The sequence below is a fragment of the Saccharopolyspora thermophila genome, assembly GCF_014646075.1.
Classification (GTDB): Bacteria; Actinomycetota; Actinomycetes; order Mycobacteriales; family Pseudonocardiaceae; genus Saccharopolyspora; species Saccharopolyspora thermophila.
In genome coordinates, this window is record NZ_BMMT01000004.1 from 242,480 (window position 1) to 265,795 (window position 23,316).

Consider the following 23,316-nt stretch of genomic DNA (forward strand, 5'->3'; position numbering starts at 1 on the left):
ACCACGCGCGCCCGCCGCGTCCCGGGTGTCCGATGCGGATCATCTGTCGGCGCGTTCGAGGCCGGTGCCGTCCCACGTCGTGTGGGTGCACGCGATGCCGTGGCCGCTTCGCGGGCGCAGGACGTCGTAGATGTGCATCTTCGGGATCTTCGGCGACACGCCCCAACCGCTGGGCCAGGTGATCAGCCAGTCCATGTCCAAATCCACCAGCAGGCCCAGCATCCGCGCGATGGTGGGGTCGTCGAGCCGCTCGAACGCCTCGTCCAGCAGCACCAGGCGCAGCGGGCCGCGCCCGTCGGAGGACACGCTGACCGCATCGTAGAACGCCGCCGCAGCGGCGAACAGCGTCACGTACGAGATGAGCCGGGTTTCGCCGGACGACAGCTGCCGCAGGCGCCGCACCCGCGGCTTGCCGTCCGGGCCCGTGTCGCGCACCCGCACGGTGAATGCGAACCAGGACCGGTAGTCCAAAGCCCGCGCCAGGATTTCCGCGTAGCCGCCGGAGGTGCTGTCCCGCTCGGACTCGATGAGGTTCGTGAACACACGGCGCAGCAACGCGTCCTGGTCGTCGCTGCGGTCGGCGAACGGGGTGCGCACCAGCTTGATGGCCTGCTTGATGTCGTCGCCCAGCGCGGCCGACGGCTGCCACTCCAGCTGGACGTGCACGCCCTGGCTGGAGCGGGCGCCGTCGAGCACCTCGTTCATCCGCCGGCACAGGTCCTCGGCGATGCCCACCTGGCCGCGCAGCCGGTCGGCGAGGTCGCGGATCAGGTAGTCGGCGAAGATCGACTGGTAGCGCTCGTTGAGGTAGCCGCGCTGCTCGGACAGCCGTTGTGCGACCCGGCGGGCGGCCTCGGCCACCGGCTGCGGGCCCTCCTCCCCGGTGACGGTCACCGTGAGCAGCCCGTCCTGGTCGGCGGCGGTGATGTCGTAGTTGCCGCTCAACGAGTGCTGCAACGCCTGCAGCCGGTTGAGCACGGTGGTCTCCGACGAGCCGCGCCGGTCGGCGTCCAGCAGCGCCCGTGCCGCCTCGTCCGGGTCCGGTTCCTCCTCGGAGACGTCCGCGGCCGACCACAGGCCGGGGACGCGCAGCGCCTGCCGGAAGGCGCGGTCGGCGGTGTCGGCCTCCTCCTCGCGCCCCGCGAGCTGCGACTGCTTGTGCTCGAGCTGCGTTTCCAGCCGCGCCGACGCTTCACGCAACCCGCTCAGCTGCTCCCGCGCCTGCGGCAGCCGCTCGCGCACCTCGCCGCGTTCCCGCTCGTACGCGGAGACCGTGTCAGCGATCTGCTGCGCCTGTCCGCCTGCGGCGGAGGTCAGCTCGGCCAGCGCGGCGGCCTGCTCCGCGTACTCGGCACACCGCCGCTCCGCCTGCGCCTCGGCCTCCATCCGGTCGGCCACCGCGGCGTCGTGGTGCAGGGTCACCTCGCGCAGGTCGGCGAGGGTCGGCAGGCAGCGCGACTCGATCGCCTCGCGCAACGCGTCGATCCCGGCCCGGGCGTCCAGCGCCGCCCGGTGGGCGGCCTCCAGGGCCTGCGTGTCGGCGGGCAGGCCGGCTTCCCCGGCCGCACGCACCAGTTCGGCCCGCTTCGCCTGCCAGCGCTGCTCGGCGCTGTCGTGCTGTTCCCGCAGCTGCACGGTCTTCCGGTCGGCGTCGGCCGAGGTTTCCAGCGCCGTCGCCAGCTTCGCGTGGCCGGTGAGCAGATCGCTGTCGTCCGGGTAGGACTCCAGGTGCTGCTCCAGCGCGGCGGCGTGCTCGGTCGCCTCGCGGTGCCGCCGCTCGGCTTCGCCGATGTCGGCGCGCAACCGCGCCAGTTTCTCCTCGAGTTCCGCGATACGCCGCGTCCGGGCGGCCTCCCGCGCGCCCGCCCCGACGTACTCGGCGGCGTCCTTGCACCACGAGCCGGACAGCACCCCGGCCTGCCAGGCACCGGTGACCGACACCGAAAGCCCGGCGTCGCCGTTGGTGGACACCGAAGCCAGCAGTGCCGCGACCCGCTCCGGCGGCACCGGGCAGTCCGCCTCGGCCGCGGGAACCAGCAACTCGGCCAGCGTCCCCGAGGTGCCTGCGCGCGCCGGTGCGGCGAGCAGGTCCGCGAGACCGGGCACCGAACCGTCCGCGGTGACCCAGGCGTTGAGCAGGCCGCTGGACTGCAACGCCGCCTCCAGCCCGGCCCGGTCCGCCGCGGACAGCGCCGGGTGGAAGTCGACCAGCTCGTAGAAGGCGCGCCCCTGCGCCGGGTCGCGGTCGGCCACGGCCCACTCCGGCCGCGCCGGGGTCCGTTCGTGACCGGCGCGCAGCTCAACGAGTTCCCGCTCGCGGGCCTGCAACACCGCCCGCAGCTCGGCGATCTCCTGCTCGACGGCCGACACCGCGCGCCGCGCCTCGTGCAGCTGCGGTTTCGCCCAGCGGCGCACGTCCTCGCGGGCCCGCCGCGTCGCGGCCCGGTCGGCGGCGAGCTCCTCGGCGGCCGGCGGTTCGGGCAGCGTTGCGTCCACCGTGGACGGCCATTCCGCCGCCCACTTCTGCGCCCGCTCCACCCACACCGCGGCGGCGTCGGTGAGTTCCTGCTGCGCCTGGTTGCGGCGGCCCGCCGCCTCGGTGGCGGTCAGCTGCGCCTGCCTGGCCAGCCGCTGCAGCTCGGCGACCCTGTCCCGCGCGGCGTCCAGTTCCCGGGCCTGCTGGTGTAGCGCCAGCGTCACCGCCGAACGCTGCCGCGCGACCTCGGCCGCGTGCGCCGAACCGCCCAGCGCGGCCTGGAACTCGGCGGTCAGGGCATCGGCGTCCAGCTGCGGCGCGACAGCGCGCTCCACGTCGGACGGTTCGGCGCCGGGGTCCGGGGAGATCCGCACCCGGGCCGGTTCGGTGCGCAGCTCGGCCACCGGCACCGCCGGCGGTCGCGGCACCAGCGACCCGTCCAACCCCGCGGTCGACAACTGCTGCGCGGCGCGCGCCGCGGCCTGTCCGGCCGCTTCGGTGTCCCCCGCCAACCGGCGCAGCAGACCCACCACCGATTCCGCCGACCGGTGCTCCTGCGCGCGGTGCCGGCCCGCGGTGTCCAACGCCGACACGGCGGCGTTGCGCGCGCTGTCCACCAGCCGTTCGCGGTCCCGCAGGTTCTGTAGCTCCGAGTACGCCGGGTGGGAGCGCAACGCGTCGATACTGGACTCCAGCTCCGCTTCACGCCGTTCCAGCTCGGCGATCGCCTGCTGCGCGGCCGCGCGTTCCGTGGCCTTGGCCTCGACCTGCCTGCGCAACCCGGTGAGGTCCCGGCGCAGCATGCGCAGCTTGTCCTGCGCGGCGCGGCGGGCCTCCGCGCGCTCCCGCAGCGCGGCGAACGCGTACCCGGAGTAGGTCGACAAAAACGCTTTCAACGCCTTGTCGGCGCTGGTCAACCGGACGATGTTGGACCGGATCGACTCCAGGTCGTCGAACGAGGTGGCCAGCCGCTCGATCAGCCCCGGGTCCAGCGGCGGCAGCGCGTCGGACAGGATCTGCTCCAGCTGGCCCTCCAGCACCTTCAACCCCACGTCGGGGTTGCGCAGCGTGCGCTGCAGGTGCAGCAGGTCGCCGTAGCGCGCGGCCGGCACGCCGTAGACCGTCGCCGCGACCTTCGCCCGGAACGCCTGGTCGTCGAGCACGCAGTCCGCACCCAGCAGCTCCCGCAGCTGCGCCGCCCCCAGCGGCACCCGGTCCGCGCCCACCAGGTGCAGGTTGATGCCCACCCGGCGGCTGGTGACGAACCGCCACGAGTCGCTGATCGACTGCGACGTCTTCGACGCCTTCACCCCGATTCCGCAGGTGAGGAATTCCTCGCCCCCGTCCGGGGTTTCGCGGCGCAGCTCGATCCACGAGTAGCCGATGCGGTTCGGCCCGCCCGGGTACTCGTCGAGCATCAACCGCCGGATGCTGACCGTGTCGAAGCCCTTGGAGCCCAGCTGCCGCAGATCGCCGTCCAGGCACAGCGGCAGCAGCAGCTCCAGGGTCCGCGACTTGCCGGAGCCGTTGGTGCCCTGGAAGATCGCCCGGCCGCCGTCGAGGTCGAACGTGGTCTCGGCGTACTGCCAGATGTTGACGATCCCGCCGCGGTGCAGCCGCCAGCGGTTCGCAGCGGGCGCCGGGTCGGTGCTTGCTGGGCTCACCGCGAATCCTCTTCCATCTCGTCGAACAGTGACCAGCCCGCGGGTTCCGGCGCGGGCGGTTGCGGTTCCCGGCCGGGCGCCGGGGTGGCGTCGGGCTGCGGCAACCAGCGGTGCGCGGCCGGGCTGAGCAGCCACCGCCCGTCGTGCTCCTGCACCAGTCCGAGGCGGCGCAGCAGCGCCACCACCGCATGCACCAGGTCCTGGTGGTCCTCGGTGGCCTGCCGCGACCACGCCGCGGGATAGGAGTCGACCAGCTCCTGGCAGACGTCGGTGAGGTCCTGCCAGGTCACCGGGTGCCTGCCGGAGCAGTCCGGCTCGGCCCGGGACAGCAGCTTCGGCAGCGCCAGCTGCGTGATTCGGGCGACCGTGCCGGGGCCGGGGAAGGCCACGTCGGTGAGGTAGTCCTCCGGGTCACAGACCACCACGCCCTCCGCGCGGCACTCGCTGACCAGGCCGAAGAACCGCTCCAGCAGCCGGGACTCCGCGACCACGTGCTCGCGCAGCCAGGCGGCCTGCTCTGGCGGCAGGTCGTCGTAGAGCACGACCGGATCCTCGACCAGCCGGCGACGCACCGCGTGCGCCACGTTGCGTGGCCCGGCCGCGGCGGCCAGCTCGACCAGCCGCTGCGGGCTGTCGGCCTCGCCCAGCGGCCCGGCGACGAGCTGGCCGAGCAGGTCGGTGTCGATGGTGATCAGTGCCTCGGCGATGGCGTCCGCGGTCACCGAGCCCTCCGTCTCGGTGATCACCCCCAGCGCCACCAGGTGCCGCAGCGCCGCGGTGAGCGCCCGGCGGTCCGCCGGGTCGTCGACCACCGGGATGTCGGCCTCCGCTGCCGCCGCCCGGATGTCGCTGACCAGCCGGGACAGCAGCACCTGGCGGCCGATGCCGGTCAGCGCCGCCAGCGTCAGCGCCAGGTACGCGTACCCGCGCGGCGACAGCGACGCCTCACCGCGGGTGGCGTCCGCCCCGGGACCCGACTTGTACAGCCGCGCGAACCGCCGCTCCACCACGAGCCGGTAGCCCAGCAGCGACGCGAACAGCTCCTGCAGCACGGTGCGCTGCCGGTAGATCATCGGCAGCAGGTCGCCGTCCGGTCCGTCCGCACGCAGCAGCGGGCGGCGCAGCAGCACCCGCGCGCAGCGCACCACGTTCGCCGCGTCGATGTCCGGCAGGTCGTCGAAGGTCGCGATCACCGGGCGGACCCCCGCGCGGCCTCGGGCACGGCCCCGCCGCCGGACACCTCCAGCACCGTGTCGCGCAGCGTCAGCGTGCCCGAAGCGCTACGGATCCGGGTCTCCCGACCGGTTTCCGGCCGGACCGTCACCCGCAGCCGGTGCACCGGGTCCAGCGCCGAACCGGCGTCGTCGGCGCCCTCGCGCTGCGCCATCGCCAGCGTCAGTAGCTCGCACAGCACACCCAGCGCGTCGGCGGACAGCTTCCGCTCGGCCAGCCGCCCACCCGCCGTCGCCAGCTCGGCGACCGCTGCGCTGCGCCGCTCGTCGGCCTGGCGGGCCTGCGCCAGCAGCGTTTCTTCGGTCATCGGGTCGTCGAGCACCCGAGAGGTCCGGCCGCGCGCGCCGCGGTCGCCGCGGCTGCGCACGCTCACCGTCACGTCGAGCACCGGTCCGTCCCGCCACGGCACCTTGTCGTTGTCGCTGTCGTAGTCCGGAGCCGGTTGCAGGTGCCGCGCCGAGTGCAGGCCGAACGCGGCCGAGTAGAGCTGGTGCGCGGTGTCGTCGTCGGCGGTGTCCAACCACTTCGCCAGCTTCAGCAGCTCACCCCGGCGACCCGGCACCAGACCACCACCCGCGGTGGCGCGCTTGACGCTGGCCAGCAGCGAGCCGATCGCGCGGGCGGTCGCCTCGCGCAGCGCGGACACCTGGCTCGGGCGGCCCGGCGAGTCGACGAACCAGTCGGTCAGCTCCTGCCAGTCCGCCGCGGTGCGGCCCCGCGCGCGCTCCACGTCGGCGCCCAGCTGGTCGGCCGGGCCGAGCAGCCGCAGCAGCTCGGAACGCACGCCCGCCAGCCCGGCGAGCGAGGCGGCGATGGTCTCGGTGTGCCGCAGCACGTCCTCGACGACCATCTGGATGTAGTCGACCAGCAGGTTGCGGAATCCGGAGATCTCGTCCGGCGCCAGCTGGTGGCGGGTCACCACCTGGCCGAGGTAGGCGTAGAAGTCGCGGACCGTGGCCGCGAGCTCGGCGTGCTGCAGGAACACCGTGGTGACCTGCTCGGCGAGCCGTTCCCGGGCCTGCCGCGCGGCCTTCGCCCCCGGGTCGCGGCGTTCGGCGGACAGCGCCTCCGACAGCGCCGCCCCGATCCCGGACAGTCCCCGGTCGATGGCTGGCAGCAGCTCACGGGTGACCTCGCGCGCGCCCTCGGGCGCCCGCAGCAGCGCGTCGACGTCCCGCTGCACCCGCACCGCGAGCTTGCTGACCTGGTAGCGGACGCTGCCGTGCTGGAACTCGGCGATGCTCGACGCGATCGTCTCCCGGCGGCCGACGACCAGGTTGCCCCACCGGACCAGCTGCTTGAGCCGGTCGATCACGGTGTCCACATCGGACTCACCGGGAGCCACCCGGCCCTCCCGCTCGGCCGCGGCCAGCGCCGCGCTGACCTCGCCCGCGGACAGGTCGGCCAGCAACGTCGAGGTGAACAGCCGCATGATCGCGAGGTACGTGCGGTGCTCGGGCGCCTGCAGGTACGCGAACAGCTGCAGGCGCTGCCCGTCGTCGCGGGTCTGCTCGGGAGCCTGCGTCGGCACGTCCGCCGCGGTGGTACCCGCGACGCCCGCGCGCAGCACGTCGGCTTCGTGATCCGGGGCCGTCACGGTCCGCCACGATATCCCGTCGGGATGACACGGCCGGTCACCTGGCAGGCGGTGACCGGTCCCACCAGCCCCAGCGGTAGCGTTCCGACCAGCTCCGCGGCTGTCGAATCCGCGGAGTGCACAGCGGTTGATCAGGAGGAATGGCACCGGTGAGTGCGGGACGGGCGGTCGGACTCTTACTCGGAGTGGCTGCGGACGCGGCGATCGGCGATCCGCGGCGTGGGCACCCGGTTGCGGCCTTCGGCAAGGTCGCGCAGGCGGCGGAGCAGCTGCTGCACCGCGACCACCGGCTCCCCGGCATCGCCTACACGGGCCTGCTGGTCGGCGGCACCGTCGGGCTCGGCGTGCTGGCGCAGTGGTTGTCCCGGCGCAGCCCGGTGCTGGAGGCGATGGTCACCGGCCTGGCGACCTGGGCGGTGCTCGGTGGCTCGTCGCTGGCCGACGAGGGCACCGCGATGGCGCGGATGCTCGACGCCGGGGAGCTCGACGCGGCCCGGGCCCGCCTGCGCAACCTGTGCGGACGCGACTCGGCCGTGCTCGACGGGCAGGGCCTGGCGCGGGCGACGGTCGAGTCGGTCGCGGAGAACACCTCCGACGCCGTGGTGGCACCGCTGGTGTGGGGCGCGGTCGCCGGGGTCCCCGGGCTGCTCGGCTACCGGGCGATCAACACCCTCGATGCGATGGTCGGGCACCGCTCGCCGCGCTACCGCAACTTCGGCTGGGCGTCCGCGCGCCTGGACGACCTGGCCAACCTGGTTCCGTCCCGCATCGCCGCCGTGCTGACGTCGGCCTGCGCACCGGTGGTGGGCGGTTCGGCGAGCGGGGCATGGCGCACCTGGCGGCGGGACGCCGCGGCGCACCCCAGCCCGAACGCCGGGCAGGTCGAGGCGGCCTTCGCGGGGGCGCTGCAGATCCGCCTCGGCGGTCGCACGGTGTACGGCCACGCCGTCGAGCAGCGCCCGATCCTGGGGGAAGGCCGCACGGCCGACGCGGGCGACGTGACGCGCAGCGTGGAGCTGTCCCGCGTGATCGGCACGGTCACGGGTGTCCTGGCAGCAGGCGTGGCCCTGACCCGCGCCCTCCGCCGCCCCCGCACCCCCTGACCCGCGCGCCCACGCCCCCCGCCGCACAGCGGAAGCTCCCAAATTCGGGCAAATACGGGGGTGGCTTCGGCCTGGCGCCGGGGTGTCCGTGTTGGGTTTGCGGTTACTGGTTTGCCGACGTTTCGCGGGCGTGGCGTTCTGCTTCCTCGCGGCGCTCGTCCTCGGCGATCGCCTCGGCCACCGACATGCGCCTGCGGCGGCCCTTGCGGGCCTTGTCGGCGGGAGCGCCGTCTGCGGCGCTGGCCTCGGCGTCACCCGACCGCAGTTCGGAATAGATCAGGTAACCGATCGCGATGATCGCCATGGTGCCGAAGGCGATCCACTGCAGCGCGTAGGAGAAGTACGGGCCCGATTCCAGACGTGGCAGGGGCAGCGCACCGAGCACACCCGGCTGGCCTTCGGTGAGCGCGAAGTAGCCCGGGCGCAGCGTGATGCCGGTGCCGGTGGCGACGGTCTGCGAGTTCACCGCATACGTCCAACGGTGGCCGTCGTGGTCGAACAGCGGGCGGTTCTTACTGTCCTGCTCGTCGGCGCGGACGCGGGCGACGACGGTGACGTCGCCGGTCGGTGGCGCCGCGTACTCCGGCGCCTGCGTGCCGTTGACGGGGCGGACGAAGCCCCGGTCGACCAGCACCGTCGAGCCGCCCTCAAGCCGGAACGGGGTCAGTACCTCGAACGCGGGCTCGCCGAGCACGGTCCGCTGCCAGGCCAGCGTCTCGCCCTCCGGCAGGTACCGGCCGCGCAGCACGACCTGCGCCCACTCGGTGCGCTCGCTGGGGGCCTGTCCGGCGGGAAGAACCTCGGCGAGCGGTTTCGGCGGTGCGTGGAACGACTCGCTGATCGCGCTGTTGCGCGCCTGCGTCTCCTCGTTGCGGCTGAACTGCCACGGTGCGAGCAGGGTGAAGCACAGCGTGGCGAAGACCACGACCAGTCCGATCAGGCCGAGCCACCCGGGCCGCAGCAGAAACTTCAGACGCACACCCCTACGGTAGGCGGCCACCGACGGGTGGTGCTGCCGCCCCCAGCGCCGGTGTCACCTGTTCCACATGGCGCGAGAACGGGGCGCGATGCGACGCCGTGCACTCAGCGGGCGCGGAGGGCGTTGCGGGCCGCGGCCACGGCTTGGGCGGCGTAGCCGCCGCCGAAGAGCACGGTGTGCACCAGCAGAGGGAAGAGCTGGTGCAGGTGGATGCGGTCGGCCCAGCCCTCGGCCAGCGGGCTGACCTCCTGGTAGGCGGCCAGCACCCGGTCCAGGTGTGGGCAGCCGAACAGGTGCAGCATCGCCAGGTCGGTCTCGCGGTGGCCGCCGTGCGCGGCCGGGTCGATCAACCAGGCCCGCTGCCCGCCCCAGTGCACGTTGCCGCTCCACAGGTCGCCGTGCAGCCGCGCGGGCGGTTCCGCCGGCCCGGCCAGCGCGTCGATGTCCGCGCACACCCGGCCGATCACCTCGGCCCCGTCCGGCCCGAGCAGGCCCGCATCCACCGCGCGCCGCAGGTACGGCTCCACGCGGTGGCGGGCGTAGAACGACGGCCACCGCTCGCAGGGTTCGTTGCGCATCGGCGCGAGCCCGATCCAGGCGTCCGCCGGACCGCCGGGCGGGGCGGCGCCGAACGCCGGTGCCCCGGCGGCGTGCAGCGCGGCCAGTTCCCGGCCGAGCCGCTCGGCGGCGCGTGGGGTGGGGGCCGCCTCCGGGATGTGTTCGGTGACCAGCCAGCGTTCGGTGTGCCCGTGCACGGCGGGTACCGCGACCGAGTCCGACTCGGCCAGCCACGCCAGGGACGCCGCTTCGGCCGCGACGGCGCCCGGCATCGTCTCCAGGGCGGTCTTGGCGAACACGGTCGTCCCGTCGTCGAGGCGGACGGCGAACGCCGCCGCCGTGTCGCCACCTCCGAGCCGGTGCACCTCCACCGGTTGCCGACCGGTGATCTCCGCCACTGCGTCCCGGGGGTTCATCGGTTCACACCCGCTCGCGAACCCAGTCCAGCAGACCCGGCATCGCGGCCTCGACCATCTCCAGCACGTCGTCGAACCCGCTCGGACCCCCGTAGTACGGGTCGGGCACCTCGGCCCGGTCCGCGGCGTCCGGATCGAAGGAGCGCAGCAGCCGCACCTTCGCCGGGTCGTCGACCATGCGGCGCACCGCCCGCAGGTGCCCGGCGTCCATGGCGACCAGCAGGTCGGCGCCGAGGTGCGTCTCGTCGATCTGCGCCGCGACGTGGTCGGTGGGGTAGCCGTGCTCGGCGAGCACCTTCGCGGTGCGCGGGTCCGCGGGTTCGCCGACGTGCCACGGCCCGGTCCCGGCGCTGCTGACCTCGACCTGCCCGTCCAGCCCGGCGCGCCGGACCTGCTCACGGAAGACCAGGGCGGCCATCGGGGACCGGCAGATGTTGCCGGTGCAGATGAACGAGATGTGCACGTCCGGGAAGCATACGTGCCCGACTCCGCCGCGGACCTCGGCGCACCACCAGCGCCGCTTCCACCGCGGGCGCCGCCCGAAGCCTCGTCCGGTTCGGCCGAGCCGAGGTGAGCACCGCCAGGCGGTGCGGACCGCAACGCTTGTCGACCCGGTGGGCTCGAAGGGCAGTCGTCGTGACCCGGCGTCGGGGTTTTCCGTCCTGGTTAGACTGCGCGGGATGAGCAGCGGGCATGATCGGGAGCTGTTGCGCCACCACGGCGACGTCGACGCCGGACCCGGCCTGCTCGACTTCGCCGTCAACGTCCGGCTCGACCGGCCCCCGACCTGGCTTCGCGACCGCCTCGCGGCGGCCCTGGACCGCCTCGGCCGTTACCCGTCCGCCGCCGACGACCTGGCCGCTCGGACGGCCGCCGCCGCCCGCCACGGCCGCGACGCCGACGAGGTGCTGCTGCTCGCGGGCGCGGCGGAGGGCTTCGCGCTCCTGCCCTCGCTGCGCCCCCGCCTCGCGGCGCTGGTGCACCCCTCGTTCACCGAGCCGGAGCTGGCGCTGCGCACCGCGGGGGTCGAGGTGGCGCGGGTGCAGCTGAATCCGCGCGACGGCTACCGGCTGGATGCCGCGGCGGTGCCGGAGCAGGCTGATCTGGTGGTTCTGGGCAACCCGACCAACCCGACCTCGGTGCTGCACCCCGCTGCGGAGATCCGCAAGCTCCTGCGCCCGGGGCGCGTGGTCGTGGTGGACGAGGCGTTCGCCGACACCGTGCCGGGCGAGCCGGAGTCGCTGGCCGGGTTCGGGGAACCGGGGCTGCTGGTGTTGCGCAGCCTGACCAAGATGTGGGGGCTGCCGGGTTTGCGCGCCGGGTACGCGCTGGGTGACCCGGGGCTGCTCGCCGAGCTCGCCCGCAACCGTCCACACTGGCCGGTCAACACGCTGGTGTTGGAGGCGGTGGCGGCCTGCTGCGAGCCCGCGGCGCTCGCGGAGTCCGAGCAGGCCGCGGCGCAGTTGCAGGAGCACCGGGCGGCGCTGGCGGGGGCACTGGCCGGAATCCCGGGGGTGCGGGTCAACTCGCCCGCGCGAGCGCCTTTCCTGCTGCTGGAGGTGCCCGACGGGGAGCGGGTCCGCGCGGGGCTGCGGGAGCGCGGCGTCGCGGTGCGCCGCGGCGACACCTTCCCCGGGCTGGGTGCCGACCACCTCCGGGTCGCGGTACGCGACCCGGAGACGAACGCCTTGCTGGTCAAGGCTGTGCGCGATGTCGTGGAACGGGGGTGAACCGGTGGCGGTTCGGATTCAGGACGTGGTCGAGGCGCTGGAGGCGGCCTACCCACCCGAGTTGGCGGAGAGCTGGGACGCGGTCGGCCTGGTGTGCGGCGACCCGCAGGCCGTGGTGCAGCGCGTGCTGTTCTGCGTGGACCCGGTCGAGGCCACTGTGGACGAATCGATCGACTTCGGCGCGCAGCTGCTCGTCGCGCACCACCCGCTGCTGCTGCGTGGCGTGCACGGCGTGCCCGCCGACGACCCGAAGGGCCGAATCGTGCACCGGCTGATCAGGGCCGGCATCGGCCTGTACTGCGCGCACACCAACGCCGACAGTGCGGTGCACGGGGTCTCGGACGCCCTGGCGGCGGCGCTGGGGCTGACCGTGCTGCGCCCGCTGGCGCCGCACGCCGAAGGCGCGCAGACCGGGCTGGGGCGGATCGGCGAACTGTCCGAGCCCGAACCGTTCCGGGACTTCGTCCAGCGCGTCGCCAACAGCCTGCCCACCACCGCGTGGGGCGTGCGCGGGGCCGGTGACCCCGAGCGCCCCATCCGCACCGTCGCGGTCTGCGGCGGGGCGGGCGACTCGTACCTCGCCACCGCCGTGGCGGCCGGGGTGGACGCGTACGTGACCGCCGACCTGCGGCACCACCCGGCGGGCGAGCACCTGTCGCGGGCCGACGTCCCGGGTACCCGGGTACCGGCGCTGGTGGACGTGGCGCACTGGGCCAGCGAGTGGCCGTGGTGCCAGCAGGCCGCCGACACCGTCGCTGCGGCGCTGCCGGATACAGTCGAAGTCCTCGTTTCCACCCGCCGCACCGATCCGTGGACCGTCCATGCGGGTGCGGCATCCGACCCAGGGAGGGCGCTCGCGTGAAAGCCGACCCCGCCGTGCAACGACGGCTGCTCGATCTCGCGGAGGCGGACGCGGATCTCAACCGCGTCGAGCACCGGCGGCGCACGCTGCCCGAGTTGGAGCAGATCGGCCAGGTCGAGCGAGACGTGCAGGCGAAGCGCGACGAACTGGTGGTGGCCCAGACGGCGTTCGGCGACCTGGACCGCGAGGTTCGGCGCCTGGAGAACGAGGTCGAGCAGGTGCGCGCGCGGGAGCAGCGTGACCGCGACCTGATGGCGGCCGGGGGCTCCGCCAAGCAGCTGGCGGACCTGGAGCACGAGCTGCAGACCCTGGCCCGGCGGCAGGGCATCCTCGAGGATGAGCTGCTGGAGGCCATGGAGCAGCGCGAGGCGCTGGAGGCGAACGTGACCCGGTCCCGCGAGGCGGTCGTCGCCGCCGAGGAGCGGCTGGCGGAGATCCGCGCGCGCCGCGACGAGGCGCTGGCCGACCTGGAGGTCACCCAGACGCGCCGCCGGGCGGAGCGGGAGCTGATCGCCAAGGCGCTGCCGGAGGACCTCGCCGCGCTCTACGAACGGATCCGTGCGCAGCGCGGGGTCGCGGCCGGGCTGCTGCAGGGCTCCCGGTGCGGGGCGTGCCGCATCGAGCTGGACCGCAGCGCGCTGAACGAGGTGCGCGAGGCTGCGGCCGACGAGGTCGTCCGGTGTGAGGAGTGCGGCGCGATCCTGGTGCGCAGCGGGGAGCCGGGCCGGTGAGCCTGCGCGTCGTCGTCGAGGCCGACGGCGGGTCGCGCGGCAACCCCGGGCCCGCCGGGTGCGGTGCGGTGGTGCGTGACGCGGCCTCCGGGGCGCTGCTCGCGGAGCGGTCGGTCGCGCTGGGCGTCACCACCAACAACGTGGCCGAGTACCAGGGGCTCATCACCGGGCTGCGGGCCGCGGCCGAGCTCGGTGCCACCGAGGTCGAGGTGCGCATGGACGCCAAGCTGGTGATCGAGCAGATGGCCGGTCGCTGGCGCGTCAGGCACGCCGCCCTGAAGCCGCTGCACGCCGAGGCGGCGCGGCTGGTGGCGGAGTTCGCCGCGGTGTCCTTCGAGTGGGTGCCGCGTGCCCGCAACGCGCACGCCGACCGGCTCGCCAACGAGGCGATGGACCAGCAGGCGGGCGGCCACGCGGCGGAGGGTGGCGGCGAGTCGCCGACCGCGACGGCCCGCGGCCGCGCTGCGGGCTGGCTCGACGCGGACGGCACCCCGACCAAGCTGCTGCTCCTGCGGCACGGCCAGACGCCGATGTCGGTGGAGCGGCGCTACTCCGGCCGCGGCGACGTGGCGCTGACCGAGTTCGGGCAGCGGCAGGCGCGCGCCGCGGGCAAGCGGCTGGCCGCGATGGACGGCGTGATCGCGATGGACGGCGTGGCCCCGGTGATCGCCTCGCCGCTGACCCGCACCCGGCAGACCGCGCAGGCGGTGGTCGACGCCATCGGCGGCGAGCTGCACTTCCACGACGGCCTGCTGGAAACCGACTTCGGCGCCTGGGAGGGCCTGACCTTCCGCGAGGCGGCCGAGCAGTTTCCGCGGCTGCACCGCGCCTGGCTGGGCGACCCGACGGTGGAGCCGCCCGGTGGGGAGAGCCTGGAAGCGGTCTTCGCGCGGGTGACGGCGGCCCGCGACGACCTGCTGGAGCGCTACGCGGGTCGCACGATCATCGTGGTGAGTCACGTGACCCCGATCAAGGCGCTGCTGCGGCTGGGCCTGGACGTCGGCCCGCAGATGTTCTACCGCCTGCACCTCGACCTGGCGTCGCTGTCCATCGTGGAGTTCTACCCGGACGGGAACGCCTCGGTCCGGCTGGTCAACGACATCTCCCACTGGGCCTGACCCACCGCGCCGGGCGGGACCGGAACACCCCTCGCCAGAGTACGGTCCCGCACAGCCATCCGAACGCGTACGGAGCCGGGCGCGTTCGTCTCGGCAAGATCCTGCAACCCGGACGGCGGCGCTGGCCGGGCTGCCCCCGAATCCGCCGTTCGCCGCACACACCTCGGCGTGCCTGGCCGGGGCGAACCTGCCCCGCGAGGAACGGGAGCTGCGCCGCGCGATGGCCGAGCGCGGCTGGTCGGCCTCGGTGACGGTGGCCAACGACACCTTCGCGCTGCTGCGGGCGGGCACCGAGGACGGCGTCGGCGTCGCCCCCGACGGGCGCACCGCGCGGTTCCCCGCGATCGGGCGCATCTCCGGCGACTGGGGCGGCGGGGCGTTCCTCGGCCACGAGGTCCTGTGGTGGGCGGTGCGCCGCGGTCGCGCCCGGGCCGAGGTGCGCCTGGTCGAAGCGGCCCCGGTCCTCGGTGCGGGCCTTCTCGGCCTGGACCACCTCGGTGCCGGCCCGCCGGCCCGGCGTCGGCTGCGCGGGGCTGATCCGCGGCCCGACGCCCGACACGGCTAGACTCGTCGGTGCGGATGAGCCGGCCGGGTGACCGCGGCGGGGAGCGAACCCGCCGAGGAAAGTCCGGACTCCACAGGGCAGGGTGGTTGCTAACGGCAACCCGGGGAGACCCGCGGGACAGTGCCACAGAAAACAGACCGCCCGGCGGCTGACGCCGGGTAAGGGTGAAACGGTGGTGTAAGAGACCACCAGCATCCCGGGTGACCGGGGTGGCTTGGTAAACCCCACCCGGAGCAAGGTCAAGAGGACGCCGGCGAACGGCGTCTGCGCGGACGTTCGAGGGCTGCCCGTCCGAGGTCCGCGGGTAGACCGCACGAGCCTGTCGGCGACGGCAGGCCCAGATGGATGGTCACCGAATGGGAGCGCCGCAAGGCACCCAGGAACAGAATCCGGCTTACAGGCCGACTCATCCGCTTCTCGTCGTGTTCCAGTGATGGCTTCGGCGTCGCGGGCTGCGTCGCTCGCAACGGCGTCGACGGTTGTCGGTTCTGGTCGCGCCCGTGCCTCGCGTCCGGATCGTGGGATGGGCATTGCCGTTCGGACAGGGCTGGTCCGGGTGGCGGGAGCGCGGATCGTCCATAGTGGCGGTTGCTCGTTGGGCTGATCGGGTGTCGGTGCATGGCGGGGCGGCCCTGGGGCGGACGGGCCGTGGCGTAACCGCTACTCTGAGATGGGCGCCAAGATCACCTTTTTCGGATCTGTTCCCGCGGCACCGTGTCCGCGTGAGCCGGTCGGGTGCATCGCGGCGCGATGTGCGGAAATCCACCGGCCCACCGGTTCGTGCACGGTGCGTTACGAAGGAGCTCGCAAGCGGGTGAACAGTCACGAGATTCCGGCCCGGAACCGGCCTGATGAGCGTCCTTTTCCCGGCAGTGCGCCGAAAGCGGCATGCCCGAACGGCCTATTCGCGGCGTGACGGCGCCAGATCCGCAACGCCGTTTCCGCCACACCCGGACTCGCAACCACTACTTCTGGTCACCATGTCATGTTCTACTCGTACCTGCGTGCCGGGTCACGCCCGGCGGGCTGAGGTACCGACCCGACGACACTCCGCGCACTCAGGGGTAACAAGATGACCGCCACGCCGCTGGAAACACTGGCGCACCTGGACGTACTCGCGCAGCAGACGCAGCTCGGCACCAATGGCATCCAGGGCTGGATCCTCAACAACCTGCTCCCCCTGCTGCTGCTGACCGTGGCGATCCTGCTGCTGTGGCTCGGCGGCGGCAAGGGCGACAACGCGGGCGTGATGCGCCGCGTCGGCGGCGTCTTCGTCGCCTTGGCGATCATCGGGTTGGCGGTGACCGGAGCCGGCGTCGACATCGGCACCTTCATCGCCGGTCTGTTCAGCACCAGCGGGTGATGACCAGTGCGGATCCGCACCGACGACGAGATCTACCGGGTCGACGCGGTCTGGCTCGGCCCGCCGAAGGCGACGTTCCCGTGGCGCGCCCGCTACGTGGCCTGGGGCGTGGGAATCGTGGTGTTCCTGATCGTGCTGGCCGTGGAACGCCGCATGAACATCGGCTTCGGCTTCTTCTCCACCGCCTGGGCCGTGATCATCACCATCGTCGTCACCCGCATCATCTGCTCGCGCATCAGCCACGAACGACCGCTGGGTGCGGTCATGGTGATGTGGCTGCGCGAACTCACCGCGCCCCGCGAGAAGACGTCCGGCACGGGGGGAGCCGCCAGCGCGGCGCGGATCAGGGTACGGGCGCAGCGGCCCCGCCCCAGGACGTCCAAGCGTGGCCGCACCCAACAGCGGCAGCGGCCCGCGCCGACCAGGCAGCAGGTCGCCCGCAGCACGGTCCCCAGCAGGCGCGCGCGTAGCAAGGAGGTTCGCGGTGTTCGGTCGGCGGCGAGGCCGTGAGCGCAACACGCACCAGGTCCCAGGTCCCCGCGGCTCGAACGGCAAGGTTCGCAACGCCCGGAAGCGCCCGGCCAAGCGCGGGCGGGGACTGGGTGACGAGCAGTCCATCCCCACCTACACGCCGTCGATCGCCGCGCGCTCGATCGACGGGCACCTGCTGCGCACCGGTCAGGACGTGTTCGCCTGGTACCGGCTCGCCCCGCAGCGCTGGTCGTTCCGCTCCGACTCGCAGCGCCAGGACCTGATCGCCGCGATCGCCGGGCAGTACGCCGAGCTGCAGGGCCGCTGGTTGCACCTGCGGGTGACCACCCGGCCCTACCCGATCCGGATGTGGGCCGAGGCGCACGTGCACAACGTCCGCAACCCGCTGCCGGACACCCCCGGCGCGCTGAGCTTCGACGACTACATGGTCGGCGAGCAGCAGCAGCTGATGGGCCGGTCGATGGCGGAGAAGGAGGTGTACCTGGGAGTCCAGGTGCAGACCCGCAACGTCGTGGACCGGGCCGTGGAGCGCGCCGCGCCGCTGTTGCGCCGGGTCTTCCCGGAAGCCGTGGACGCCGAACTCGTCGCCCTCGACAGCGAGATCGAGCACCTGGACCAGGTGATCGGCTCGGCCGGGCTGGACGGGCGGCCGGTGACCGCCGAGGAGATGTCCTGGCTGATGCACCGGTCGTGCTCGCTGGGGCTGCCCGCGCCGCGCAACCTGCCTGCGGTGCCCGGGGCGCCGTGGGAACCGGAGGACCTGGCGTCGTTCACCGACGCCGCCGACATGCACCAGGACCCGTACGCGCCGACGGTCACCGTCCGCGGCCGCACCGGCTCCAACGCGGGCGTCACCCGGCACGTGGCGGTGCTGACCGTCGGGCAGACCCACGGCCTGCAGATCCCGGAGATCGACGACCCGTGGATGCAGCACTCCGACCGGCTGCCCGCACCGGTGGAGTGGTCGGCTCGGATCTACGTGCGCCGCCCCGAGGACGTCGCCGGTGAACTGCAGCGCCAGATGAACAAGGTGCGCTCCCAGGTGCGGCACTACACCGAGGAGCACGGCCTCGAGCCGCCGACCTCGCTGGCCCGGCAGGCCAACCGGGTGCTGGAGATCGACGACGAGATGACCTCCGGGTTCACCGCGCTGGCCACTCGCGTCAAGTCGTGGTGGCGGCTGGCGGTGTCCGGCCCGACCGAACGCGACGCGTTGCGGCTGGCGCAGCAGATCCTCGACCTCTACAAACCCAAGATCGCCATCGAGCACCCCGAGGCGCAGTACGCGATGGCGCGCGAGTTCATCCCCGGCGAGCCGCTGGCCAACGGCGCCTACCTGCGGCGCGGTTCGGTGGTGTGGGCCGCCTCGGCGGTGCCGCAGGCCACCGCGGAGGTCGGCGACCGGCGCGGCATCCTGCTCGGCGAGACCTGCACCGCGACCCGTCGGCCGGTGGCCTGGGACCCGTGGATGGCGCAGGAGGTCCGCGATGCCTCGGGGCTGACGGCCATGGTCGCCGGGCTCGGCGGCGGTAAGTCGTTCCTCGGCGGCGGCATCGTCTACAAGACCCTGCGCTCCGGGGCGCACTGGACGCTGCTGGACCCGTCCGGGCCGCTCGCGGAGCTGTGTGAGCTGCCCGAACTGCGCCCCTACGCGCGGCCGATCAACCTGCTCAACGCCCAGCCCGGCATCCTCAACCCGTACCGGGTGGTCGCCGAACCCGAACTGGAGCACTTCGTCGACGAGGACGACCCGGAACGCAGCTGGCGCCGGGAACGCGCGCTGGCCGCGGCCACCCGCCGCCGGCTCGTCCTCGACGTGCTCACCGGTCTGCTGCCCTACGAGGTGGCACGACTGCCGCAGACCCGGATTGTGCTGCTGCGCGCGGTCCGTGCCGTCGGCGGACGCCCCGACGCCCACCCGGGCATGGTCTTCGAGGCGCTGCGCCGTGACGCCAGCGAGCACCACGAACACGCGGTGGTGGTGGCCGATTTCCTCGACGAGATCCGGGAGCGCATGTCGCTGCTGATCCCGGAGGCCAACGCCGACCCATACTCCGAGCGCCGCGAGGACCGGCTGACGGTGCTGACCATGGCCGGGCTGACGCTGCCCAAGGACGGCGTGGGCCGGGAGCACTGGACCGACGCCGAAGCGCTCGGCGTGGAGATGCTCAACCTCGCCGCCTGGTTGACGCAGCGGTCGATCTACGAGCGGCCCAAGAACGAGCGCAAGGGCGTCTGGATCGACGAGGCGTTCTTCCTCAGCGAGGTGCCGACCGGCCGCGTGCTGATGAACCGGTTCGCCCGCGACTCCCGTAAGTGGAACGTGCGCGTGTTGCTGTCCAGCCAGATCCCGGCGGACTTCCTGCGCATCCAGGGCTTCGTGTCGCTGCTGGACTCGGTGTTCATCGGCCGCCTGGACGACGAGCAGGCGCAGGCCGACGCGCTGCGGCTGCTCAAGGTGCCCGTCGGCGCCGGCTACGAGCAGGTGGTGGCGGCGCTGGGCCGCCGCCCGGGCCCGGCGCGCAACGCCACCGAGCGGGACCGCTCGCCGCGGCAGTTCATCTTCGGCGACGGCGCCGGCGGGGTGGAGAAGATCCGCATCGACTTCTCCGGGCCGCACCTGGCGCACCTGCGCGACGCGCTGGACACCACGCCCGCGGCCGAGGACCACGTCGAGCGACGCGCCCTGCAGCCGGCCGATAACGGCGCGAACTCCGACGCGGCGGTGCCGGCGCTGGCCCCGGCGGACGACTACGCCGACGACCTGGAGTCCTTCGACGAGTTCGAGCTGGAGACCGTCGGCATCGGCTACGACGACGGTGGCGACCGCTCGCCCCGCCCGGGCGAGCGGGGTGGGGACGACGCCCGGTGAGCGCCGCGGTGCTGGCGGCCGCCCTGGCCGCCGCGATCGTCACGGCCGTGCGGCTGCGGAAACGGCGTGGCGCTGCGGGCACAGCGTCGAGTCGATCGCCCTGGAAACCGCGCGCCAGGCGGGGCGCGGTGGCGCTGGTCGCCGGACTGGTGGCGATGCAGGCACTGATCGGCGCCCCTGCCTGGGGCCAGGGCTTCGACTGCAAGGAGGCGCCCAACCCGGAACGCCCGGGCTCGGGCATGGTCGGGGAGATCGACCGGGGGTCCCTCGGGACGGGGTATCCGGGCAGCCCCTACAACGAGGTCGGCTACGCCGGGCTGGTCTGGCACACCTATGACCTGGGCTGCGGCCCGCAGGGGGTGACCAACCCCAACGCGCTGGTCGACACCTGGGTCGGCAACGAGCTGTTCAACGTCGCCAAGAACCTCGTGGGCGCGACCAACGGGCTGCATTACGCGCTGCTCAACGGCAGCCTCCTCAGCCCGTTGGACGAGCTCATCGCCACCGGCACCGTGGCCCTCTACGACAGTGTGTTCGCGCCGTGGTTCGGGCTGGTCGCGCTGGTGCTGGCGATCGTGCTGTTCCGCTACATCTGGTCGGGCGACCTGGCGGCCATCGGCAAGCGCGGCATGTGGGCGCTGGCCGCGCTGTGGTTCGCCTCCGCGACGTATCTGACCCCGCTGGTTTACACGCATGCCCTGGACGACGTGCTGATCCGCGGGACGTCGGCGGTGCAGGCCGGTTTCCTGCAGGAGGTCGGCGTCGACGAGCGGCACGCGCTGCCGACGCTGCTGCACGACCAGGTCGTCTACCGCAACTGGCTGCGCGGTGAGTTCGGCTCTCCGGACTCGCCGCAGGCCCAGCAGCTGGGCCGGGAGCTGCTGCGCGCCCAGGCGTGGACCCGGCAGGAGGTCGAGAGCGGGGCGGACGCCGGATCGCCCGAGCCGAAGAAGCAGGCGTTCGAGGACGTCGCGGGCAAGATGGGCAGCGCCTACGGCTACTTCCAGGGGGTGGACGGCAGCCGGGTCGGTGCCGGGATGCTGGCCATGGTGCAGGGATTCGCCTACGCCTCGTTCCAGCTGCTGGCCAAGGCCACCATCCTGCTCGCCCAGGTGCTGCTGCGGGTGCTGATCCTGGCCGGGCCGCTGATCGGCCTCGTCGCGATGATCTACCACCAGGTGCTGCGCACCATCGGCCGGGTGGCCGGGGCCGCGGTGCTCAACGTGGTGCTGATCTCGGCGATGGCCGGGCTGCACACCCTGATCCTCACCTGGATCTTCGACCCGGTTCGCGGCTTCTCACCGCTCACCCAGATCATGCTGGCGGCCCTGGTGACGATCGTGTTCCTGCTGGTCGCCAAGCCGATCCGGCGGATCGGTCAGATGGTCCAGCTGTCGGTGGGCACCGTCGGCCAGGCCGTGCCGCGTGCCCCGCAGGGTTTCTTCTCCCGCTTCCGCGGCCGGCGGACCGAGGAGGCGGACGGCGGTTTCTGGGAGCAGGTGCGCGACATGGACCCGGACGCCGAGTACGCCGAGCCGCAGCGCGGGCGGCGCCGCAGCCGCCCGGAGGCGCAGCACCCGTCGGTGACGGCGACCGCGCAGCGGCTGGACCAGGTCGTGCCGGCCGAGGTGAGCGGCGGGGCCAGCGCGGCGCTGCCCGCGGGGATGACAGTGCGCCGACCGGGTGGTGCGCAGGCCCTCCCGGAGGGCCGCACCATGAGCCGCGTCGTCGACACCAACCCGGTGGCGGATGCCAGATGGGACGGGATGGACGAAGATCCGGTGCTGATCCCGTCTCGCGCAGCCGCGTCCCCGATCTCCGGCCCAGCCGAGCAGCAGGGCCCGCGCCGCGCCGAGATGGAGGTCGTGGCCGGCCGTCCGGTGTATGTGATCTACCGGCCATCGAGGGGGCTGGAGGTGGCCGATGGCTGAGTGGAAGAGGGGTAGCTGATGCCGATCCGGACGCACCGCGGGCGGGCCGCGGTGTACCGCAGGTTGTGGGGTTGGCCGCTGCGCTCGCCCAAACACCTGGTGGCCGCGGTGGTCGTGCTCGCCGCGGTCGCGACGATGATCGGTTTCCTGCTGCCCGAACCACCGCCCAGCCAGCACGTCGCGGCCGGCCGCACCACCGCGGCCGAGCACTCCGCCGTCGTGCCGCCCACCCGGACCAAGTCGCCGCCCACGATCTCGGTGCCGCAGACCCCGCCGCCGCAGGTGCCCCCCGACCCCGCCGGGTTGGCGGTCGTCGAGGCGTGGGGCCGCGCGTGGGTGGACCACCCGGTGGGGGCCGACCGGCAGCAGTGGCTCGACAAGCTGCGGCCCTACACGACCGAGGAGTTCCTCACCGAGATGGCGACGGTCGATCCGGCCAACGCCGGCAACGTGATCACCGGTTCGGCGAGCGCGCTCAGCGCGACGGAGGGATCGATGGTGGTGCGGTTACCCACGGACATCGGCACCCTACGGGTGATCGTCAACAGGACCCCGGCGGGCTGGCGCGTCGCCCAGTACGACAAGGAAGCCTGACATGCGCAAACTCGTGGTGGCGTTCGTCGTGCTCGCGGGTTTCGCAGGTCTGATCGGGGTGGGCGCGGTGACCGCGCTGCTGGTCGGCAGCGGAGGGCGCGGCGCGGGCTGGTCGGCCTGCAGCGCCTACCTCGGCCCGTGGGGCGACGGCGCGGGCCGCGGCGAGCGGGACGCGGCGACCCTCAACGAGGAGTCGATCGGCATCGTCCGGCGGATCATCGAGATCGGCAAGCAGCGCGGCCTGCCGCCGCGGGCGTGGCAGATCGCGATCCAGGCCGGCAAGACCGAGTCGAACCTACGCAACATCCACTACGGCGACCGCGACTCGCTGGGCATCTTCCAGATGCGGCCGTCGATGGGCTGGGGCACCCCGCAGCAGATCACCGACGTCGACTACGCGATCAACAAGTTCTACGACGTGCTGCTGGCGGTGCCTGGCTGGGAGGAGATGCGCCCCGGCACCGCGGCCCAGCGGGTGGAGCGCTCGGCGTTCCCGCTGCGCTACCACCGGTGGGAGCCGATGGCCGCATACCTGGTGAGCGTGGAGGGCGATGTCCCGGGCATCAGCGCCTGCGACGGCCTGCCGCGCGCCAGCGTGCTGGCCGCGCAGGCGATCCAGTACGCGCAGGCCCAGCTGGGCAAGCCGTACGTGTGGGGCGCGGCCGGCCCCCACGCGTTCGACTGCTCCGGGCTGACGCAGCAGGCGTGGAAGGCCGCCGGGGTGGAGATCCCCAAGTACTCCCAGACCCAGTACTTCCAGGGCGGCGTGCACGTGCCGCTGTCTCAGGCCCAACCGGGTGATCTGGTGTTCTGGGGTTACGGCCGGGACCCGAACAGCATCCACCACGTGGCGCTCTACCTGGGCGACAACGAGGTGCTGCACGCCCCGCAGCCCGGCGAGTCGGTCGAGGTCACCAAGCTCTGGGACGGCGGGGAGCTGCTGCCGACGGTGGTCCGCCCGGCGGCCGACACGCCGCAGCCGCCCTCGCCGGCACCCGCCGCCGAGGGCCAGCGTTAGGTAAGAATGGCGGC

At 73.4% G+C, this 23,316-nt stretch carries 18 protein-coding genes and 1 other RNA gene; 13 read left to right on the plus strand and 6 right to left on the minus strand.

Annotation, left to right across the window (positions count from 1 at the left end):
- Positions 1 to 39: 39 nt before the first annotated feature.
- Genes IEY17_RS08925 through IEY17_RS08935 form a run of 3 tightly spaced genes read right to left on the minus strand, consistent with a single transcriptional unit; the run spans position 40 to position 6,970 of the window.
- On the minus strand, positions 40 to 4,140 hold the full coding sequence (locus IEY17_RS08925) for a TIGR02680 family protein (protein WP_188986823.1): 4,101 nt from the start codon (positions 4,138 to 4,140) through the stop codon (positions 40 to 42).
- Positions 4,137 to 5,333 carry a TIGR02678 family protein gene (locus tag IEY17_RS08930; protein ID WP_188986824.1) on the minus strand — a complete coding sequence of 399 codons (1,197 nt, stop codon included), beginning with the start codon at positions 5,331 to 5,333 and terminating at the stop codon, positions 4,137 to 4,139. The genes IEY17_RS08925 and IEY17_RS08930 overlap by 4 nt, the downstream gene beginning before the upstream one ends.
- A complete protein-coding gene (locus tag IEY17_RS08935) occupies positions 5,330 to 6,970 on the minus strand; it encodes a TIGR02677 family protein (RefSeq protein WP_188986825.1) in 1,641 nt (546 codons plus the stop codon). The genes IEY17_RS08930 and IEY17_RS08935 overlap by 4 nt, the downstream gene beginning before the upstream one ends.
- A 140-nt stretch (positions 6,971 to 7,110) precedes the next feature.
- On the opposite strand from IEY17_RS08935, the gene IEY17_RS08940 reads away from it, so the two are divergent.
- Entirely contained in the window at positions 7,111 to 8,073 is a 963-nt protein-coding gene (locus IEY17_RS08940; RefSeq protein WP_229679962.1) for a cobalamin biosynthesis protein, read from the plus strand.
- Between the two features lie 103 nt (positions 8,074 to 8,176).
- On the opposite strand, the gene IEY17_RS08945 is transcribed toward IEY17_RS08940, so the two are convergent.
- The 3 genes from IEY17_RS08945 to IEY17_RS08955 all read right to left on the minus strand — a co-directional run bounded on the left by IEY17_RS08945 (position 8,177) and on the right by IEY17_RS08955 (position 10,489).
- Complete coding sequence (locus IEY17_RS08945) at positions 8,177 to 9,052, minus strand: SURF1 family cytochrome oxidase biogenesis protein (protein ID WP_188986827.1); 876 nt, start codon at positions 9,050 to 9,052, stop codon at positions 8,177 to 8,179.
- Between the two features lie 104 nt (positions 9,053 to 9,156).
- Positions 9,157 to 10,026, minus strand: a complete 870-nt coding sequence (locus IEY17_RS08950; protein ID WP_188986828.1) for a fructosamine kinase family protein — start codon at positions 10,024 to 10,026, stop codon at positions 9,157 to 9,159.
- Between the two features lie 4 nt (positions 10,027 to 10,030).
- The gene (locus IEY17_RS08955; protein WP_188986829.1) at positions 10,031 to 10,489 is read right to left on the minus strand and encodes a low molecular weight protein-tyrosine-phosphatase; all 459 of its coding nucleotides are present in this window, start codon (positions 10,487 to 10,489) and stop codon (positions 10,031 to 10,033) included.
- 217 nt (positions 10,490 to 10,706) lie between these two features.
- Here IEY17_RS08955 and cobC point away from each other — a divergent pair, with 217 nt between their 5' ends.
- The 12 genes from cobC to IEY17_RS09015 all read left to right on the plus strand — a co-directional run bounded on the left by cobC (position 10,707) and on the right by IEY17_RS09015 (position 23,302).
- Positions 10,707 to 11,756 (plus strand): Rv2231c family histidinol phosphate aminotransferase CobC, encoded by a 1,050-nt coding sequence (cobC, locus tag IEY17_RS08960; RefSeq protein ID WP_188986830.1) that lies wholly within the window; start codon positions 10,707 to 10,709, stop codon positions 11,754 to 11,756.
- Complete coding sequence (locus tag IEY17_RS08965) at positions 11,737 to 12,618, plus strand: Nif3-like dinuclear metal center hexameric protein (protein ID WP_188986831.1); 882 nt, start codon at positions 11,737 to 11,739, stop codon at positions 12,616 to 12,618. The genes cobC and IEY17_RS08965 overlap by 20 nt, the downstream gene beginning before the upstream one ends.
- Positions 12,615 to 13,349: a zinc ribbon domain-containing protein gene (locus IEY17_RS08970; RefSeq protein ID WP_188986832.1), complete on the plus strand. Its 735-nt coding sequence runs from the start codon at positions 12,615 to 12,617 to the stop codon at positions 13,347 to 13,349. Before IEY17_RS08965 ends, IEY17_RS08970 begins: the two co-directional genes overlap by 4 nt.
- On the plus strand, positions 13,346 to 14,467 hold the full coding sequence (locus tag IEY17_RS08975) for a bifunctional RNase H/acid phosphatase (RefSeq protein ID WP_188986833.1): 1,122 nt from the start codon (positions 13,346 to 13,348) through the stop codon (positions 14,465 to 14,467). Before IEY17_RS08970 ends, IEY17_RS08975 begins: the two co-directional genes overlap by 4 nt.
- A gap of 220 nt (positions 14,468 to 14,687) precedes the next feature.
- Positions 14,688 to 15,032 (plus strand): hypothetical protein, encoded by a 345-nt coding sequence (locus IEY17_RS26055; RefSeq protein WP_373289858.1) that lies wholly within the window; start codon positions 14,688 to 14,690, stop codon positions 15,030 to 15,032.
- Between the two features lie 15 nt (positions 15,033 to 15,047).
- Positions 15,048 to 15,445, plus strand: an RNA gene (gene rnpB, locus IEY17_RS08985) — RNase P RNA component class A.
- A gap of 659 nt (positions 15,446 to 16,104) precedes the next feature.
- Positions 16,105 to 16,395 (plus strand): hypothetical protein, encoded by a 291-nt coding sequence (locus tag IEY17_RS08990; RefSeq protein ID WP_188986834.1) that lies wholly within the window; start codon positions 16,105 to 16,107, stop codon positions 16,393 to 16,395.
- A gap of 6 nt (positions 16,396 to 16,401) precedes the next feature.
- Positions 16,402 to 16,905: a hypothetical protein gene (locus IEY17_RS08995; RefSeq protein ID WP_188986835.1), complete on the plus strand. Its 504-nt coding sequence runs from the start codon at positions 16,402 to 16,404 to the stop codon at positions 16,903 to 16,905.
- Positions 16,880 to 19,759 (plus strand): ATP-binding protein, encoded by a 2,880-nt coding sequence (locus tag IEY17_RS09000; protein ID WP_188986836.1) that lies wholly within the window; start codon positions 16,880 to 16,882, stop codon positions 19,757 to 19,759. Before IEY17_RS08995 ends, IEY17_RS09000 begins: the two co-directional genes overlap by 26 nt.
- Entirely contained in the window at positions 19,756 to 21,690 is a 1,935-nt protein-coding gene (locus tag IEY17_RS09005; RefSeq protein WP_229679963.1) for a hypothetical protein, read from the plus strand. Before IEY17_RS09000 ends, IEY17_RS09005 begins: the two co-directional genes overlap by 4 nt.
- 18 nt (positions 21,691 to 21,708) lie before the next feature.
- Positions 21,709 to 22,284 (plus strand): hypothetical protein, encoded by a 576-nt coding sequence (locus tag IEY17_RS09010; RefSeq protein WP_188986837.1) that lies wholly within the window; start codon positions 21,709 to 21,711, stop codon positions 22,282 to 22,284.
- Between the two features lies 1 nt (position 22,285).
- Positions 22,286 to 23,302 (plus strand): C40 family peptidase, encoded by a 1,017-nt coding sequence (locus IEY17_RS09015; RefSeq protein WP_188986838.1) that lies wholly within the window; start codon positions 22,286 to 22,288, stop codon positions 23,300 to 23,302.
- The last annotated feature ends 14 nt before the right edge of the window (positions 23,303 to 23,316 follow it).